Source organism: Marinomonas hwangdonensis (assembly GCF_003721245.1).
Lineage (GTDB): Bacteria > Pseudomonadota > Gammaproteobacteria > Pseudomonadales > Marinomonadaceae > Marinomonas > Marinomonas hwangdonensis.
The window spans coordinates 195,925-212,288 of record NZ_RIZG01000001.1 but is presented as its reverse complement, the minus strand read 5'-3'; the positions used below and the strand labels follow the sequence as shown (position 1 = coordinate 212,288).

General features: G+C 47.1%; 15 protein-coding genes. 3 read left to right on the top strand and 12 right to left on the bottom strand.

Annotated features, from left to right (window positions below; translation table 11 throughout):
* Positions 1-20 precede the first annotated feature (20 nt).
* The 3 genes from EBI00_RS00960 (at position 21) to EBI00_RS00950 (ending at position 5,058) form a co-directional block, all read left to right on the top strand.
* The gene (locus tag EBI00_RS00960) at positions 21-2,600 is read left to right on the top strand and encodes a circularly permuted type 2 ATP-grasp protein (RefSeq protein WP_123094062.1); all 2,580 of its coding nucleotides are present in this window, start codon (positions 21-23) and stop codon (positions 2,598-2,600) included.
* Positions 2,597-3,478: a transglutaminase family protein gene (locus EBI00_RS00955; RefSeq protein ID WP_123094061.1), complete on the top strand. Its 882-nt coding sequence runs from the start codon at positions 2,597-2,599 to the stop codon at positions 3,476-3,478. Before EBI00_RS00960 ends, EBI00_RS00955 begins: the two co-directional genes overlap by 4 nt.
* Before the next feature lie 212 nt (positions 3,479-3,690).
* The gene (locus EBI00_RS00950) at positions 3,691-5,058 is read left to right on the top strand and encodes a DEAD/DEAH box helicase (protein ID WP_123094060.1); all 1,368 of its coding nucleotides are present in this window, start codon (positions 3,691-3,693) and stop codon (positions 5,056-5,058) included.
* A gap of 42 nt (positions 5,059-5,100) precedes the next feature.
* Here the strand turns inward: EBI00_RS00950 and EBI00_RS00945 are convergent, their stop codons facing one another.
* From EBI00_RS00945 to EBI00_RS00890, 12 genes are all read right to left on the bottom strand, one after another.
* Positions 5,101-5,430, bottom strand: coding sequence for a DHCW motif cupin fold protein (locus tag EBI00_RS00945; RefSeq protein WP_123094059.1), 330 nt, complete (start codon positions 5,428-5,430; stop codon positions 5,101-5,103).
* Between the two features lie 104 nt (positions 5,431-5,534).
* Positions 5,535-5,972 (bottom strand): GNAT family N-acetyltransferase, encoded by a 438-nt coding sequence (locus EBI00_RS00940; RefSeq protein ID WP_206612536.1) that lies wholly within the window; start codon positions 5,970-5,972, stop codon positions 5,535-5,537.
* A 99-nt stretch (positions 5,973-6,071) separates the two neighbouring features.
* A complete protein-coding gene (locus EBI00_RS00935; protein ID WP_123094058.1) occupies positions 6,072-6,986 on the bottom strand; it encodes a response regulator transcription factor in 915 nt (304 codons plus the stop codon).
* A 25-nt stretch (positions 6,987-7,011) separates the two neighbouring features.
* Complete coding sequence (locus EBI00_RS00930) at positions 7,012-10,476, bottom strand: hybrid sensor histidine kinase/response regulator (RefSeq protein ID WP_123094057.1); 3,465 nt, start codon at positions 10,474-10,476, stop codon at positions 7,012-7,014.
* A 54-nt stretch (positions 10,477-10,530) separates the two neighbouring features.
* Positions 10,531-11,130, bottom strand: coding sequence for a HupE/UreJ family protein (locus EBI00_RS00925; protein WP_241556911.1), 600 nt, complete (start codon positions 11,128-11,130; stop codon positions 10,531-10,533).
* 40 nt (positions 11,131-11,170) lie between these two features.
* Positions 11,171-11,812: an urease accessory protein UreG gene (ureG, locus tag EBI00_RS00920; RefSeq protein ID WP_123094056.1), complete on the bottom strand. Its 642-nt coding sequence runs from the start codon at positions 11,810-11,812 to the stop codon at positions 11,171-11,173.
* Positions 11,813-11,835: 23 nt separating this feature from the next.
* A complete protein-coding gene (locus EBI00_RS00915) occupies positions 11,836-12,543 on the bottom strand; it encodes an urease accessory protein UreF (protein WP_123094055.1) in 708 nt (235 codons plus the stop codon).
* Positions 12,524-12,967: an urease accessory protein UreE gene (locus EBI00_RS00910; protein WP_123094054.1), complete on the bottom strand. Its 444-nt coding sequence runs from the start codon at positions 12,965-12,967 to the stop codon at positions 12,524-12,526. Before EBI00_RS00910 ends, EBI00_RS00915 begins: the two co-directional genes overlap by 20 nt.
* A gap of 9 nt (positions 12,968-12,976) precedes the next feature.
* A complete protein-coding gene (gene ureC, locus EBI00_RS00905) occupies positions 12,977-14,683 on the bottom strand; it encodes an urease subunit alpha (protein WP_123094053.1) in 1,707 nt (568 codons plus the stop codon).
* Entirely contained in the window at positions 14,683-15,000 is a 318-nt protein-coding gene (locus EBI00_RS00900; RefSeq protein ID WP_123094052.1) for an urease subunit beta, read from the bottom strand. Before EBI00_RS00900 ends, ureC begins: the two co-directional genes overlap by 1 nt.
* A gap of 15 nt (positions 15,001-15,015) precedes the next feature.
* Positions 15,016-15,318, bottom strand: a complete 303-nt coding sequence (locus tag EBI00_RS00895) for an urease subunit gamma (RefSeq protein WP_123094051.1) — start codon at positions 15,316-15,318, stop codon at positions 15,016-15,018.
* Positions 15,319-15,389: 71 nt separating this feature from the next.
* A complete protein-coding gene (locus EBI00_RS00890) occupies positions 15,390-16,310 on the bottom strand; it encodes an urease accessory protein UreD (RefSeq protein ID WP_123094050.1) in 921 nt (306 codons plus the stop codon).
* Positions 16,311-16,364: the final 54 nt, after the last annotated feature.

The following is a 16,364-nucleotide window of genomic DNA, read 5'->3' as shown; positions in this document are numbered from 1 at the left end:
TTTTTAGGCTCAAGCACATTATGCAACTTCAAACAGGTACCTTTGTAACGTCGGTAATGGATGAAAAACCGACGTTATCATCCGCCTACGATACACCGATAAATGCTTATGATGAGGCCTTCACGGAAGATCGCCAACCGCGTCCCCATTGGGAATCTGTCATGCGCAGTATGGGGAGCTTTACTAACGAGGAAATGCTTGACCGGCAGCGCCGCGCTCAGCGCATTCTCCGTGAAGACGGTGCGACCTATAATCTTACCAGCGATCCACTCACGCCCAGTGTGTGGTCGCTGGACCTTATTCCAAACATCATTCCAACAGAGGAATGGTGCGCTATTGAACAGGGGCTGAATCAACGTTCGACCCTATTCGACCTAATGCTAAAGGACCTATACGGCCCTCAAGAACTGTTGAAAAACGGCATCATCCCCTCAGAAATTATTTTTAGTCACCCGGGATTTTTACGCCAATGTCATGGCGTTTCTGTTCCTGGCGCCCACCACTTGTTACTCCATGCGGTTGATCTCGTGCGTGATCCTACAGGGCAATTTCAAGTGATCGGTGATCGCACTCAGGCACCCAGCGGAGCAGGATACGCGCTAGAGAATCGAACCGTTGTTTCACGAGTGATCCCCAACAGTTTTCGAGACAGCCAAGTACGGCGATTAGCGGGCTTTTTTCAGTCCTTTAAAAACATGCTCTCGTCCCTTGCTTGCCAATGGACAGATACGCCACGCATTGTCATGCTTAGCCCTGGGGCATTAAGCAGCACTTACTTTGAACAGGCTTACTTGTCCAACTTTTTGGGTTTCCCCCTTGTTCAAGGCAGTGACCTAACCGTACGCAATGGCGCGGTGTGGATGAAATCGCTGAATGGTCTAGCCCGTGTTGATGTGATTTTACGACGTGTGGATGATGCCCTTTGTGATCAAGCCGAACTGCGTGCCGACTCATTTTTGGGTGTGCCTGGGCTTTTAGAAGTCGTTCGAGCGGGTAACGTGGTATTAGCTAACCCTCTAGGTAGCGGTATTTTAGAAGCACCGGCTTTGATTAAGTTTTTACCCGCGATCAGTGAGTTTTTGATGGGCGAGCAACTCACTCTGCCCTCCGTCACAACCTGGTGGTGTGGCGATGCAAATGACTTACAATATGTCCTTGCAAACATTCAAAATCTTATTATCAAACCCGCGATTCGTCGTTTCGACAGTAGCAGCGTTTATGGTCATACCCTGACCGAAAAACAAACACTCAGCACCATAGAAAAAATCAAAAAACACCCGCACATGTATGTGGCGCAAAGCTATATTCCAGGCTCAAGAGCCCCTATTTGGTCTGGCGGCAAATTACAGGCTAGACCCAGCTTACTGCGTGCCTTTACGGTTGCGACCCCCAAAGGCTACAACGCCATGCCTGGTGGCTTATCTCGGGTTGGCGATTCCAAAACCGAGATGATCGTATCCAATATTGCCAGTTCAAAAAGTAAAGACACCTGGGTATTGGCGGCGGAACCCGAAACACAAACAGCCCCTATTGCTGATCAAATCATTCTGCACGAAGAAGCATTACAGGCCAATTTACCTAGCCGAGTGGTAGAAAATCTATTTTGGATGGGACGTTACGCAGAGCGCGCAGAAGTCAGTATGCGTCTATTACGTACTATTTTTAAGCAAATGAATGGCGTTGATCCTTTACCAGAAGAAAGCCTGCGCACCCTGCTTACCATGGCTTCCGTACAAACAGCTTGTTTACCAGGTTTTACCGAGGCCGATGAAGATATGCTGGCCAATCCTGAAGCGGAATTAGTGTCTATCATCACAGATGGGAACCGAGCTGGATCGGTGAAAGCAAACTTACAAGCCATGCTAAGCTGTGGCGAACAAGTCAAAGAGATGCTTTCGGCTGATACTCGCATCATCATCAACGAATTGCGCGACCATATTCATGAGCTTGACCGTACCTACACAAACGGTCTTCCGTCTGCCCCAGAAGAATCCTTAGACAGCCTAGTCACTTCTTTGCTTGCTCTTTCAGGTCTTAACCATGAAAGCATGCTTCGCGGCTTGGACTGGACTTTTCAGGAAATTGGCCGACGCACAGAACGAGCGTTGCAAACTGCTACCCTACTGCGTTCAGCCCTCACTAAGCCGTTATCTTCTGCTCCCCAGCAGCAGATTCTGGAATCGGTATTATTAAGCGTCGAAGCTCTCATCTCTTTCCGTCGTCGCTATCGTAACCGTGCCCGCGTGGCCTACGGTTTAGACCTTCTAATGATTGATGGTACTAACCCACGCTCGTTGTTGTACCAAGTAGAACAGCTACGCAAATGCATTAATGAGCTACCCAGAAATGAAACAACAACGGCCGGACTAAGCCCAGAAAATAAGATTATTATCAGATCTTTAAGCTCCATCCAGCTCGCCGATTTAGAAGAACTGGCTGAGGTTGATAAAAAAACACTCAGTCGGTCTAAGTTAGAAAAACTCATGACTGAACTGTTGGCTCAGCTAGAACAATTTACGGTATTAATCAGTGAAAAGTATTTTGACCATACGGCTGGCCCTCAGTCATTGATAAAAATTGTTGGGGAAACAGACTTATGAGATATCGCGTTCGTCACATTACCGAATACAGCTACGGTGCACCGGTGAGCTTGTGTTATAACATGGCTCACCTACTCCCCAGAGACACGCACAACCAACGTTGTATTTATCAAAAAGTGCAGATCAATCCCCCTCCTGTTTATCAAAGCGAAGGGGAAGATTACTTTGGCAATCAAACGTTTTACTTTTCTATTCAAGAAGCACACAAAAAGCTCGTCATTGATGTCAGAACGGACTTTGAAATTTCTGCGATCGATGTGACAGCACTACTCAAAAACAGCCTACTCACCTGTGGAGAGTTGCGTGCCTTGTTAGACATGCCCACCACGCCCGAGCTACGTATGGCAAAAGAGTACTTACTTGACTCGCCGCAAATTCGCCGATCCGACGACTTAAAAGACTATGCTCAAAGTCTCTTCACGGACCAAGCCTGCGTGCTACAAGCCGCCATGGATTTTACCCATAAAATTTTTAGCGAATTTAAGTTTGACCCCAATACCACTACGGTTGCAACGCCCCTTGAACAGGTTCTCAAACAACGCAGTGGTGTGTGTCAAGATTTTGCTCATCTTGCCATTGGCTGTCTTCGCTCGGTCGGTATACCGGCTCGCTACATGAGCGGTTATCTCGAAACCTTGCCACCACCAGGACAAGAGAAGCTGGTCGGTGCGGATGCTTCCCACGCTTGGTTCGCAGTCTACACACCAGAATTTGGCTGGGTAGAATTCGACCCAACCAATGACGTCATGCCAAACGAACAACACATAGTCACGGCATGGGGCCGAGATTACGCGGATGTTTCACCCCTACAAGGCGTTATTTTTGAAGGCGGTGGCTCCCAGCAATTATCCGTATCTGTCGATGTCAGAAGAGTATGATTTTGTCGTCTTAAAAGATCTTCTGCTCACCTAATATACATAAGGATAAAAGACTATCTTGCCCGTACTCAAACGGCTCTAGCAGCCTGAATACGGGCTTATTCGATGTGTCTGATAGTAACCAAAGCGAATATAGGGTAAGCTTCGCACAATTATTGCATAACCTGACCTATCAGCTTTGCGCCTGCCTTTGATATAACATGAGTACACCTATGAGTTTCAACAACCTTGGGCTTTCTGCCCCCATTCTTAAAGCCATTGAAGATCAAGGCTATACTGAGCCATCTGCGATACAAGCTCAGGCAATACCGGCCATCCTTGAAGGTCAAGATGTGATGGCCGCAGCCCAAACCGGCACAGGCAAAACTGCTGGCTTTACCTTGCCACTTCTCGAGTTACTAAGCCATGGCGAGCATGCTCAAGGCAATCAGGTTCGTGCATTAGTATTAACCCCAACACGGGAACTAGCCGCTCAGGTTGCTGAAAGCGTCAAAGACTACGGTCGTCATCTAGCCCTTAAATCAACCGTGGTATTTGGTGGTGTAAAAATCAATCCACAGATGATGGCATTGCGTCGTGGAGCAGATATTTTGATTGCTACTCCGGGTCGTATGATGGACCTATACAATCAAAACGCGGTGAAATTCGACAAACTCGAAATACTGGTATTAGATGAAGCAGACCGCATGCTAGACATGGGCTTCATTCATGACATCAAAAAAATTCTCGCCATTCTGCCAAAGAAGCGCCAGAACCTTTTATTCTCTGCCACTTTTTCACCAGAAATTCGCCAGCTCGCTAAGGGCTTAGTCAACAATCCTATCGAGATTTCTGTAACGCCGCGCAATGCCACAGCCGTGTCTGTTGAACAATGGCTTCACCCAGTAGACAAGAAACGTAAAACGGAGCTATTGATCCAACTGATAGCCGACGGACGTTGGGATCAAGCCTTGGTATTCTCTCGCACCAAACACGGTGCAAACAAGATCACCAAACAACTTGAAGACGCAGGTATTCGTGCCAGTGCTATTCACGGTAACAAGAGCCAAGGGGCTCGTACTCGTGCTCTTGCTGACTTTAAAGAAGGTCGTATACGGATTTTGGTCGCCACAGACATTGCGGCTCGCGGATTAGACATTGAACAACTTCCTCACGTGGTGAACTTTGACTTGCCTGATGTAGCCGAAGATTACGTTCACCGCATCGGTCGTACTGGCCGTGCTGGCGCAACAGGCAAAGCTATTTCCTTGGTGGCCGCTGACGAACTCGACCAATTACGCGCTATCGAACGTTTGACACAAAAATTGATTGAGCGTCGTTATGAAGACGACTTCATGCCAACACACATGTTGCCTGATACCACGCTGGATACGCGCCCAATCAAGCCTAACAAACCAAAAAGACCACGTGAACAAACCAATGCACCGAGACAAGGCAATGGCGCAAAACAAGGCAACGCACCTAAGTCTGGTAACCGTCGCCCTACTGCACCGAAAGCCGAAGTCACACCTGGCCCAGGTCTGCGTAGCAAGCCTCTTGCGCCGGCGCGTCGTAATCGCAAACCTAGCAGTAACAGCTGAACTTAATCATGCCCCCTCCAGATATATCTGGGGGGCAATGCCTCAATCGACAATAAACAATGTTGCCCCTTCAGATGTTGAAGAACGATGAGGTTCAGCGTCATCAGCCACTTGATAACTCATGCCGGCAGACAAAACAAAGGTACGGCCGTCTTTTAAAATTGTTTTTAGCTCGCCACTGATGCAAAAAAGTATGTGACCTTTAGTACACCAATGATCCGCCAAATACCCAGCCGAGTATGTCACCAGACGCACACGGATATCGCCAAACTGCTTTGTCTTCCAATAAGCGAACCCACTTTCACCTTTATGGGTAGTCTTCTCCACACTTTGCCAATCTGTCACACCAAAGGGTAAATCTGTTATCTTCATAACTAACGTCCTATATCCTTTTCTAGGTAATAAAATGCGACTGAATTTAAGAAGCATTACTCTAAGCCTAGTAGGCGTTAGCTAAAAATTCGGGTCAAGTTATATTATTTCAAATCATCAATATTCGTCAGTACCCACGCACTATTGTGCTGAGTAAAACCAATTTTAGGATAATAATCCACTGCCTGAGGAGCAGACAAAAGAATCAAAGAACACTTAGGTTGTAACGCTTCCTTGGTCATGCGCACTAAGGTTTTACCGATTCCGGAGGCTTGCACTGTTTCGTCCACCGCCAAGTCTGATAAATAGCAGCAAAAAGCAAAATCCGTCACCGAACGAGACACCCCAACCAAAGCTTCACCCTGCCATGCCGTAATCAACAAATTGGCGTTTTCCAGCATTGCGTTGACTGTCTCTAGATTATCAATAGGACGACGCGCACCTAATGTGGTTTTCGACAGCAGCTCAATAAACTGAGCCGCCGTAATTACCTGATTCACTTTGTACTGGATAGGCAGTTCTGTAGACAACTTATTAGACATGAGGAAGACACCTTTCACGATGCGATAAAACAGCAGCATAGAGTAATTTATGAGCTTATAAAATAGGTAGATGCTTACCTAAACATTCAACTGACATAGTTAACGCTCAGCCGACAATACCCGCAGCGCCACACCAGCGGCTGAAGTACGATTTTCGACACCAAGTTTTGGAAAAATTTGCTCTAGATGCTTGTTAACTGTACGCGGGCTCATTTCGAGAATTTCGGCGATTTCCCGGTTGGTCTTACCATTGGCAATCCAGTGCAACACTTCTGATTCTCGATCCGTTAGATCAAGCTCTTTCTTCAACAAAGCAGGACCTGCTGGTTTATCACCGTCCTCCAGTCGTAATAGCACTTCTTTTTGCTCGGTGACGCCCATCATTTTCAGCGCCAGAGGATAGTCCAAACCGCTGAGTTTCAACAGGTTACCCACCACAGGTTGATGAGCTAACCAAAGACGTATTTGCAAGGCGAGTTCCGTACTTTGCCATTCGCTGCTAGCGCGTGCTTTGGCAAGCAAGGCGTAAGTTTGCGGCGTTGCCCAAGCGATTTCCCCTGCGTAGGTTGTCGTCATCAAATACTGTCCCATGCTATCAAGGGCTGATTGCGCGTTGTTGCTCAAACGAGCATTAGACAAGTGCACACGCATGCGAGCAATCAACTCATTGGGTTGAATTGGCTTAGTAAGATAATCCACGCCGCCCGCTTCTAAACCACGCACAATGTCATCGGTATCGCTCAACCCTGTCATAAAAATAACCGGAATCGATGCCAAGCTTTGGTCGGCTTTGAGCGCTCGACAAGTTTCAAAACCATCCATATTCGGCATGATAGCATCGAGCAAAATAATGTCAGGTCGAATCCGTCGAGCAATAGTTAAGGCTTGCTTGCCTTCAAGGGCGACAAGCACATCCATTTTGGCCGCTTCCAAGGTGTCATGAATTAGGCTCAACGCATCTGGCGAGTCGTCGACCACTAATACAATGTCACTTTTATTGCTTGGGGTTATCATTACTGGTTCCACTTTATAGCGCTCATTATGAGGAATGTTGCTGTATGTACTGAGCAATCGCATCGAACTGAAAACTTTGATACAAACTTTCCAATTGCTGCAAATGGCTCGGGGCCATCACATCTGTTTTAGCCAATTGATCCAGCACGCCACGCACGCCTTTTTTGTAACCCATTTCAGCGAACGCCATCAATTCGCGCACACTTTCATGGTCTGGAATGTTAACTTGTTGTTGCTCATCTGACGCGATCTGATCCGTTTTTTCACTGCTGCTCGAAAGCTTCTCAATAGCAATCGGTGCCAAGGTGTCTATTTCTGTTTCTTGATATACCCACTCCAGCACCAGCCAGTTTTTAATCGCATCCAACAAAGCACTGTTGTTCACCGGTTTGACTAAATACTGATTAAATGCCGCTTGCTCGTCAGGCTTACGCTGATTTTCAGCAGCGTCAGCGGACAACATAATAATCGGCGTAGTATAAGTGCGATCTCGTAACAGCTTAGCCAAGCTCAAACCATCCATTCCGGGCATTGAGACATCTAATACGAATAAATCTGGCGAACAGGATTCCAGCTCATCCAAGCAGCTTTCAGCATCGGCGGCTTCCAAGACATTAAAACCAAGCGGCACGAGAATATCCGACAACAAACCGCGCACCACAGGATCATCATCCACTACCATCAGAGTACGCTGATAACCACGATAACTCACGATGCGTTTATTTTCATAAGCCGAGCCATCGCCTTGGCTGACCCAAGGCAACATCAGGCTAACGCGAAACTCACTGCCCTCGCCGACCACAGAATGCGCCTGCAAATCACCGCCCATAATTTCCGTCAGCAACTTCACTATGGTCAAGCCCAAGCCTGTGCCGGGTAAATTGCCGGTGCTGATGTCACGGACTCGCTCAAACGGATCAAAAATACGTTTTAAATGACCTTCTTTTATACCAACACCCGTGTCTCGAATGACAAACTCCGCTACTTGGTTGCGATAATTCACTTCGAACAAAACCGATCCTTTTGGCGTGTATTTCACCGCATTTGACAACAAATTGATCAAAATTTGTCGCAAACGCTTTTCGTCTGTTACCACGTGTTGAGGCAAAGGCGCGAGAATTTTCGATTGCAATTGAATACCTTTGTCACGAGCCTGCATGGCAAACATGCTGTTTAACTGATCGATCAATTTCGGCAAATCCATCGTATTGCGGTACAGATCAAAGCGCCCCGCTTCGATCTTCGAAATATCCAACAAACCTTCAATCAAATCCGCCAAATACAAACCACTGCGATGGATAATATCTAAGCCGTTTTGATGCCCAGATGGCGTATTGGCTTTTTCCGACAAGAGTTGCGCATAGCCAATAATAGATTGCAGCGGAGTACGTAATTCATGACTAATACCCGTAAGATAACGACTTTTCGCCTCATTTGCCCGCTCAGCTTGCTCTTTAGCATTTTGTAATGCTTTATCCGTTTCTTGGTGAGCATCAATCTCGCGAATCAACTTTCTCGTTTGTCGATTAGACTCTTTCTGCGCCACCACTCGACTTTCATGAGCCAATAAAAACAACCATGACAACACCCCAGACACAATTAACAAGGTGAAAAACAGCGCTAACATAGTATTTTGCAGCAAGAGTTCCTCACTAGGTGAACTCGGTGCCATTTGTTTATAAATCAACATCATCAGTGCCGCGTTAACAATGTTGATCATCAACAATAACGACGCAAAACGCCCCAAACGAGAATTCAGTGCTTTTACTAAGCTTTTGGGCAAAAAAAGCTTTAAAAAATAATCACTCTGCTGACCTATGCTCGCTTGTGGCTTACAGCTGTCTAAACAGCGCACGTCCAAGGAGCAACACAAAGAACAAATCGGCTGCATATAAGCTGAGCAAAAACTCATGTCTTCTGTTTCGAACGCATTCTCACAAATCCCGCAGGTCAAAGTGACATACTTAGGGTTACGCTGCTTTGCCAGCTCGATCATCGGAATCAGTTCTGGGCTTTGACGCGCAAGGTAATATTTGCCCTTGGTAATCCAAGCAATCAGCGGCACAAAAACAAAACAAGAACCCAGCGAAATAAAGTGACATAGACTTTTCGCCACTTCGCCAAAGACACCTAAATAACTCACTAAACCCAAGGTCGTTGCGATCAACATCGAGCCCGTTCCAACAGGGTTAATGTCGTATAAATGCGCGCGTTTAAACTCGACATAATTAGGGCTTAACCCCAAGGGTTTGTTGATTAATAAATCCGCTGACAAACTGCCTAGCCAACTCACCGCGGCGATAGCAAATACACCTAAAATAGCACCTAACGCTTGATAAATTCCCAACTCCATCAGCAACAAAGCAATCATCACGTTAAAAACGAGCCAAACAACACGACCCGGATGAGAATGGGTTAAACGAGAGAAAAAATTAGACCAAGCAATAGAGCCAGCATAGGCATTAGTCAAATTGATTTTCATCTGACAAATAAACACAAACACCGCGGCTAAAAGTAATGCTGTGGTAGGAGACGTGGTTAAAAAGAAAAAAATGCGCTGATACAAATAGGTTGGGTCTGTGGCTTGTATCGTACTGGCGCCATCGGAAATTGCCAAATAGGCTAAAAACGAACCCAATAGCATTTTGATTGCACCAATAAATACCCAGCCAGGACCCGCTAAAATAAGCCAAAACCACCAGCGACGACGATTTTGTTTGTTCTTTATAGGAAAAAATCGTAAGTAGTCGACTTGCTCACCAATCTGCGCCATCAAGGCAAATAATACAGACGCTGCCGAACCAAACAGAATCCAATCAAAATACTGACTTTGCGGTAAATCCACCGGAGTGTATTGCGTCCAGCCTTCAAAATTTTGGTATTCCTGAGTAACTACCACACCGATAGCCGCGACTTGTAACACCAACCAGATCCATTGAGTGCCGTTTTGAAAACGACTGATAGCGCGAATCCCGTGCGTTACAATGGGTATCACAAAAAAAGAAGAAAGCGCATAGCCCAGTGCCAAAGGTATGCCCAACAACACCTCCATCGCCGAGGCTAAAATAGCCGCTTCAATGGCAAAGAAAATAAAGGTGAAAGTGGCATAAATCAGTGAGGTAATGGTCGATCCGAGGTAGCCAAAGCCGGCTCCTCGAGTCAATAAATCTATGTCTAAACCATGCTTAGCAGAATAATAGGCAATGGGGAAACCCGTCACAAAAAACACAGCCAACACGGTGAGAATCGCCGCCACCGCGTTGGTAAAACCGTACGCCAGAGTAATAACCGCGGCCAACCCTTCAAGTGCCAAAAACGCCGTTGCACCAAGCGCTGTATGACCTATTCGCTCGATGGTCATGGCATAACTGTGCGTAGAAGCGCTGTCATGCCTTGAGGTATATCGCAGGGCATAATCTTCCATGGTTTGATTGGCGACCCACTTATTATAGTGGCGTCGCACTTTAAAGATCTTTTGTGCAGCCGTCATAAAGTCTCACGGTCAGGCTATAAAATGGCGTGTCTTTTGTTGAGCAAAAGTAAGTTAAACAAAAGCCAGCATTAAACCTGCCACAGTAATAATAAAACCACTCATGCGTGCTACTAAAGGCGTACCGATTTTAACCATCCACTGCCCAAAGCCAAGTCCAACTAGATGCAAGCCTGCCGTTGCCAAAGCAAAGCCCAGCGCATATTGCAGACCATTAGCATTCAATGGCATTTCCATTCCATGGGCGGCTCCGTGGAATAACGCAAAGCCACCCGCAATTGCCACGCAAACCGCTGTTGGTAAGCGCTTAGCAAACAACACCAAAGCGCCCAATACAATGACAGACAATAGAATCCCTTGCTCAATAAATGGCACAGTCAAACCCGCCACGGCTAAGCCACCACCTAACAACATGGTCACAACAAACGCGGCCGGAATCACCCACAAAGCGCGACCCCCCATGCTCGCGGCCCAAAGACCAATCGCCACCATGGCTAAAAGGTGATCCAAACCGCCCATCGGGTGAGCAAAACCCGTCATAACGCTAGAAGCCTGTTCATGCCCCGGATGAGCAAGAACGGAACCTGACGCTAAAACAGAAGCCGATACCAACAAACCTTTTGTTTTCAATACTCTTTCTTTCATTGCACTCATAATCTATCTCCTAATACTTTTAATTCAAATCCGCATATTTCTAAACGACGGCTTTTGCTGCTGGAATTTCTTTTGCTTCCAACATGCCTTCAGACACAATGATCTGAATAATCTCATCCAAGCCTTGAGCTTTTTTTAGATTCGAAAAGATGAACGGACGATCACCTCGTTGAGTCTTGGCGTCGTGCGCCATCACATCCAAAGACGCACCAACCAAAGGCGCTAAGTCAGTTTTATTAATAATCAACAAATCGGACTTAGTAATACCGGGGCCACCTTTACGAGGAATCTTGTCGCCTGCGGAGACATCAATGACATAAATGGTAAAATCTGACAGCTCTGGGCTAAAAGTCGCGCTCAGGTTGTCGCCACCACTTTCCACAAACACCACATCCAATTCGCCATGGCGCTCTAATAATTGATCAATCGCCGCTAAGTTCATCGACGCGTCCTCACGAATCGCCGTATGCGGACAACCACCGGTTTCGACACCGATAATACGGTCCGCATCCAAGGCTTCATGCTGAGTTAAGAACTTCGCGTCTTCTTGGGTATAAATATCATTGGTCACCACGGCAATGTTGTAATGGTCACGCATCGCGCTACATAAAGAACGCAGCAACGCCGTTTTTCCTGATCCTACTGGACCACCTACACCAATTCGTAACGTTTGTTTTTTCATACTGGGTTCCTTTTAAAATACACTTAAGAGCGAAAAAGCCGCGAATATTGTGTTTCGTGCTGAGCACTGGCAATGGCAATGGCTGGTAATCCCGCGCCAATGCGGTCTTCTTCAATGGTTAACGACATGGCAATGGCGTGCCGAATGTCTGTCTGTAATTCACCTAACAATTCTTGTGCTTGGGTTTGCCCAAGAGGAACCAATTTGGTCGCCGCTGCGATTTGGTTTTCCAGCCAAGACCACGCAAAACCCAATGAAGCAAGATCAGGTTTCAGGCTCCAATGGCTCGCTGCAATGGCAAACAGAATGACAAAGCTCATTTCGTCTAAACGCTTAAACGGCGTGTCTATATGCAAGCTGCCCATCAAGCGAAATAAGGCTTCGCCCATGGCGGTATCGTTTAAACGCAGCTCTTTGGTTTCGCGGCAAGCTAACACCAAATCATTCAGCTCGAATAATCGTTCTGTATCTTGCTGCTTGGCCGCAGCCATACATAACCGCAGCACAGGTAAATCCACACGCGCCACAGACTGCTGCAGCTGCAAACCGATCCAATCGGACACTTCGGCTTTATTTTTAACCCAGCCTTGATCGATGGCGTATTCCATGCCTTGGGAAAAGGCAAAACCACCCACTGGCAAACCGACGCTGCTTAGCTGCAAAAGCCGTAATAAGCTAATGTCAGTGGTGACAATGTTACTAGTGACTGTGCTAGTGGTGACTGTGCCCATGACTATAAGCTCCAGATTCTGGGACAAACACGCCCTCTTCATGGGTAACGATCAAACCAAGCATGTGCAGCATGTCTTCTAAAACGTGGTCCGGTTTGATGCGCAACCAGCGTTCGCCAATTTGGATTTTGGTGTGACGATTACCCAAGTGATAACAGGCTTTGGAAAAAGCTTCCCAGTCTTCACAGCTGGCATGGGCTACGTCTTCCACCGCGCCATTAACTTGCACTATCTTGCCGCATTCGGACTTTAAAAACTCTCCGACTAACAGTGGCTTACCGCGCTCAAGAAACACACGAACCTCTTCGCTATTGTCACCTATAAGTTTCAATCTACCGCGGTCACGCTGTTCATGAGTTAGCGTCACAGTAGTGTGAACTGGATCGTGACAATGGGTGCCTAATCTTTCGTAAATATCTAGCATGCTAACTTCCTAAAAGAGAGTGTAAAGCTGAGCCAAGGGCAATACTTCAGCTGGCTCACAGGTTAATAATTCGCCATCGGCGCGCACTTCATAGGTTTGCGGATCGACGGTAATGTTCGGCAGCCAATCGTTATGAATCATGTCGAGCTTGGAAATATTGCGTGTGTTTTTACAGGCCACCAAAGTCCGATCCAAACCGAGCGATTCTTTCAGGCCATTGTTCAGTGCTGCCTGAGAAACAAAGGTCACAGACGTCGCCGCAGCAGCCTTACCAAACGAACCAAACATAGGACGATAATGCACGGGCTGAGGTGTCGGAATAGAGGCATTAGGATCGCCCATTGGCGCGCTAGCAATCATACCGCCTTTAATAATCATTGAAGGTTTAACTGCAAAAAAAGCGGGCTTCCACAAGACTAAATCCGCCATTTTGCCAGGCTCAATGGAGCCCACTTCATGGCTAATACCATGAGCAATCGCTGGGTTAATGGTGTATTTAGCGATGTAACGACGTGCACGAAAATTATCGGCACCAAGCTCTTGGTCTTCTGGTAATAAGCCAAACTGCTGCTTCATCTTGTGTGCAGTTTGCCATGTGCGAGTCACGACTTCGCCTACTCGACCCATGGCTTGGGAGTCAGACGAGATCATGCTGAAGGCACCACGGTCATGAAAAATATCCTCTGCTGCGATGGTTTCTTTGCGAATACGTGAATCGGCAAAGGCCACGTCTTCTGGGATATTGCTATCTAAATGATGACACACCATCAGCATGTCTAAATGCTCGTCTACCGTGTTGCGCGTATAAGGGCGCGTTGGATTGGTCGACGATGGCAAAACATTCGGATTACCCGCCGCGCGAATAATATCGGGAGCGTGACCGCCGCCTGCGCCTTCTGTATGGTAGGTGTGAATCACGCGATCTTTAAAGGCATCAATGGTGCTGTCGACAAAACCCGATTCGTTCAAGGTGTCGGTGTGAATCGCCACTTGCACATCGTATTTTTCCGCCACACTCAAACAACAATCAATCGACGCGGGCGTGGTGCCCCAATCTTCGTGTAATTTCAGACCACAAGCGCCGGCTTCTAACTGTTCTTCTAAGGCTTCTGGCAGACTGGCGTTGCCTTTGCCCAAAAAGCCCAAGTTCATCGGCATGCTGTCGGTGGCTTGTAACATCTTGCCAAGATACCAAGGTCCCGGCGTACACGTCGTCGCTTTGGTTCCCGTCGCAGGCCCTGTGCCGCCGCCAATCATGGTGGTGACGCCAGAGGTCAAGGCTTCTTCAATTTGCTGCGGACAAATAAAATGAATGTGCGCATCGATGCCACCCGCGGTCAAAATAGAACCTTCGCCAGCGATGACTTCCGTTCCCGGTCCAATCACAATATCGACGTTATCTTGCACGTCTGGATTACCGGCTTTACCGACTTTAAAAATACGGCCTTCTTTGATGCCAACGTCCGCCTTCACAATGCCCCAATGATCCAGCACCAAGGCATTGGTAATCACCAAATCCACGGCAACATCATTGGTCACTTGGCTTTGCCCCATGCCGTCACGGATGACCTTGCCACCGCCGAATTTCACTTCGTCGCCATACACGGTGAAATCTTTTTCCACCTGAATCCAGATATCGGTATCGCCTAAACGCAAGCGGTCGCCCGTGGTTGGACCGAACATTTGCGCGTAACTGTGTCTATCCATCGTCGCCATTATTCTGCTCCTCCCAATGTGCCCATGACGTCACCACGGAAGCCATAAATGGTTTTCGTGCCAGCGTATTCGACCAACTCCACTTCGCGACCTTGGCCGGGTTCAAAGCGCACCGCGGTGCCAGAAGCAATGTTCAGACGAAAGCCTTTCGTCACAGCACGATCAAAGGACAAAGCGGGATTTACTTCATAAAAATGGTAATGGGAGCCAATTTGCACAGGACGATCACCGGTATTTTCAACACGAACTTTCACCGTCTTGCGCCCTACATTGAGTTCAATAACGCCTGCGGCTACCTGTATTTCACCTGGAATCATGGAGGTTCTCCTTCCCTAATTTATAGGATTATGAACGGTGACAAGTTTCGTCCCATCTGGGAAAGTCGCTTCCACCTGCACTTCGTGGATCAATTCCACCACGCCATCCATCACTTGTTCCGCACTCAATACTGTCTTACCAAACGCCATCAACTCCGCCACGGTTTTACCATCGCGAGCGCCCTCGATAATTTCCATGGTGATATACGCCATGGCTTCAGGGTAATTCAATTTAAGACCGCGATTCAAACGACGTTCGGCAAGCAAGGCTGCAGTAAATACAAGCAGCTTGTCTTTTTCTCTTGGGAGTAGTTCCATTTTTATTTAATGCCTCTTCATGTCACTCTTAAATAGATTTATATGAACCAAAATGGATCACCCGCACCGTTTTAGGTCGACCAAATTCTCGGTTCGTTGGATTCTTTGTTGATTAATGTGGGACGAATATCGCGCCAGCACTGGATAAATAGCTGTTTCACTTGTTCCGAATCATCGTGAAGACTGCGAACTAAGATGTACTCGCCTACCATGCTTACGCCACTTAATGACCCATGCTGGGTACAGTGATGACGTAAAGAATTGATCAAATCGTCTTGATTGACTGAATCAAAAGGCCCCGCAATCATCAAACCATTAATAGGTTTACCATCTAGTCCGGCTTTGGCCGTAAAAACAGCACGGCTGCTATCGTCTATCACCAAGCGCTCTCGCACTTTAAGACGACCATTCTGACGAATCTGAAAGCCTTGCTCTGCGTGGCCTTCGCCAAAATCTTCTTTGTTAGCTGGCAAGCCAAAGCAAGTGATTTCCCAGCCGATGAACTTAGCGTTATCAGCAAGGTCGATGCAGTTTTCAAGGCGAGTATGAGCATTCGGATAGAGGATGGTTTCTTGTGGTAACCATTCCATTAAGCTGTTTTCAGCCACGTTCAACTGGGTAATTTGATGTTGTAGGGTTTTATCTTTACGAGCACGATAAACACGACCAGCACCCGGCGTAGTGATTAAAACGTGTGTATTTTCGGCTAAGTTTGCCGTAATCGTGAGGCGATCTCCCGATACCAAACCGCCCGGTGGATGCAATAAATAGACGTGCGCCGTGTCTCGACCTTCAGGATAAAAGGGCTTTTGTACGTACAAAGGCCCTTTGTGATCACAGGTTTTCAACACAGTACCGCGAGTTGTTTGAGAAAAGCCTAAGGTCAGAAACGCATGCCAGTGTGAAGCTTCCCCCGTCACTGGCATGTTTGTTTCTGGCAGCGGCTTTTGGTCGTATTGTTCTGCCAAAGCAAGATTATGTTTATTATTCATTGATGCCCTATAAGCGTTTTCACACATGGCGACAGAAGTTATGTTCTCGATTAT

What these genes read in the sequence shown, in the direction of transcription:
- EBI00_RS00960 (WP_123094062.1), top strand. Translation starts at nt 21, where the DNA reads ATGCAACTTCAAACAGGTACCTTTGTAACGTCGGTAATGGATGAAAAA.
- EBI00_RS00955 (WP_123094061.1), top strand. Translation starts at nt 2,597, where the DNA reads ATGAGATATCGCGTTCGTCACATTACCGAATACAGCTACGGTGCACCG.
- EBI00_RS00950 (WP_123094060.1), top strand. Translation starts at nt 3,691, where the DNA reads ATGAGTTTCAACAACCTTGGGCTTTCTGCCCCCATTCTTAAAGCCATT.
- EBI00_RS00945 (WP_123094059.1), bottom strand. Translation starts at nt 5,430, where the DNA reads ATGAAGATAACAGATTTACCCTTTGGTGTGACAGATTGGCAAAGTGTG.
- EBI00_RS00940 (WP_206612536.1), bottom strand. Translation starts at nt 5,972, where the DNA reads ATGTCTAATAAGTTGTCTACAGAACTGCCTATCCAGTACAAAGTGAAT.
- EBI00_RS00935 (WP_123094058.1), bottom strand. Translation starts at nt 6,986, where the DNA reads ATGATAACCCCAAGCAATAAAAGTGACATTGTATTAGTGGTCGACGAC.
- EBI00_RS00930 (WP_123094057.1), bottom strand. Translation starts at nt 10,476, where the DNA reads ATGACGGCTGCACAAAAGATCTTTAAAGTGCGACGCCACTATAATAAG.
- EBI00_RS00925 (WP_241556911.1), bottom strand. Translation starts at nt 11,130, where the DNA reads ATGAGTGCAATGAAAGAAAGAGTATTGAAAACAAAAGGTTTGTTGGTA.
- ureG (WP_123094056.1), bottom strand. Translation starts at nt 11,812, where the DNA reads ATGAAAAAACAAACGTTACGAATTGGTGTAGGTGGTCCAGTAGGATCA.
- EBI00_RS00915 (WP_123094055.1), bottom strand. Translation starts at nt 12,543, where the DNA reads ATGGGCACAGTCACCACTAGCACAGTCACTAGTAACATTGTCACCACT.
- EBI00_RS00910 (WP_123094054.1), bottom strand. Translation starts at nt 12,967, where the DNA reads ATGCTAGATATTTACGAAAGATTAGGCACCCATTGTCACGATCCAGTT.
- ureC (WP_123094053.1), bottom strand. Translation starts at nt 14,683, where the DNA reads ATGGCGACGATGGATAGACACAGTTACGCGCAAATGTTCGGTCCAACC.
- EBI00_RS00900 (WP_123094052.1), bottom strand. Translation starts at nt 15,000, where the DNA reads ATGATTCCAGGTGAAATACAGGTAGCCGCAGGCGTTATTGAACTCAAT.
- EBI00_RS00895 (WP_123094051.1), bottom strand. Translation starts at nt 15,318, where the DNA reads ATGGAACTACTCCCAAGAGAAAAAGACAAGCTGCTTGTATTTACTGCA.
- EBI00_RS00890 (WP_123094050.1), bottom strand. Translation starts at nt 16,310, where the DNA reads ATGAATAATAAACATAATCTTGCTTTGGCAGAACAATACGACCAAAAG.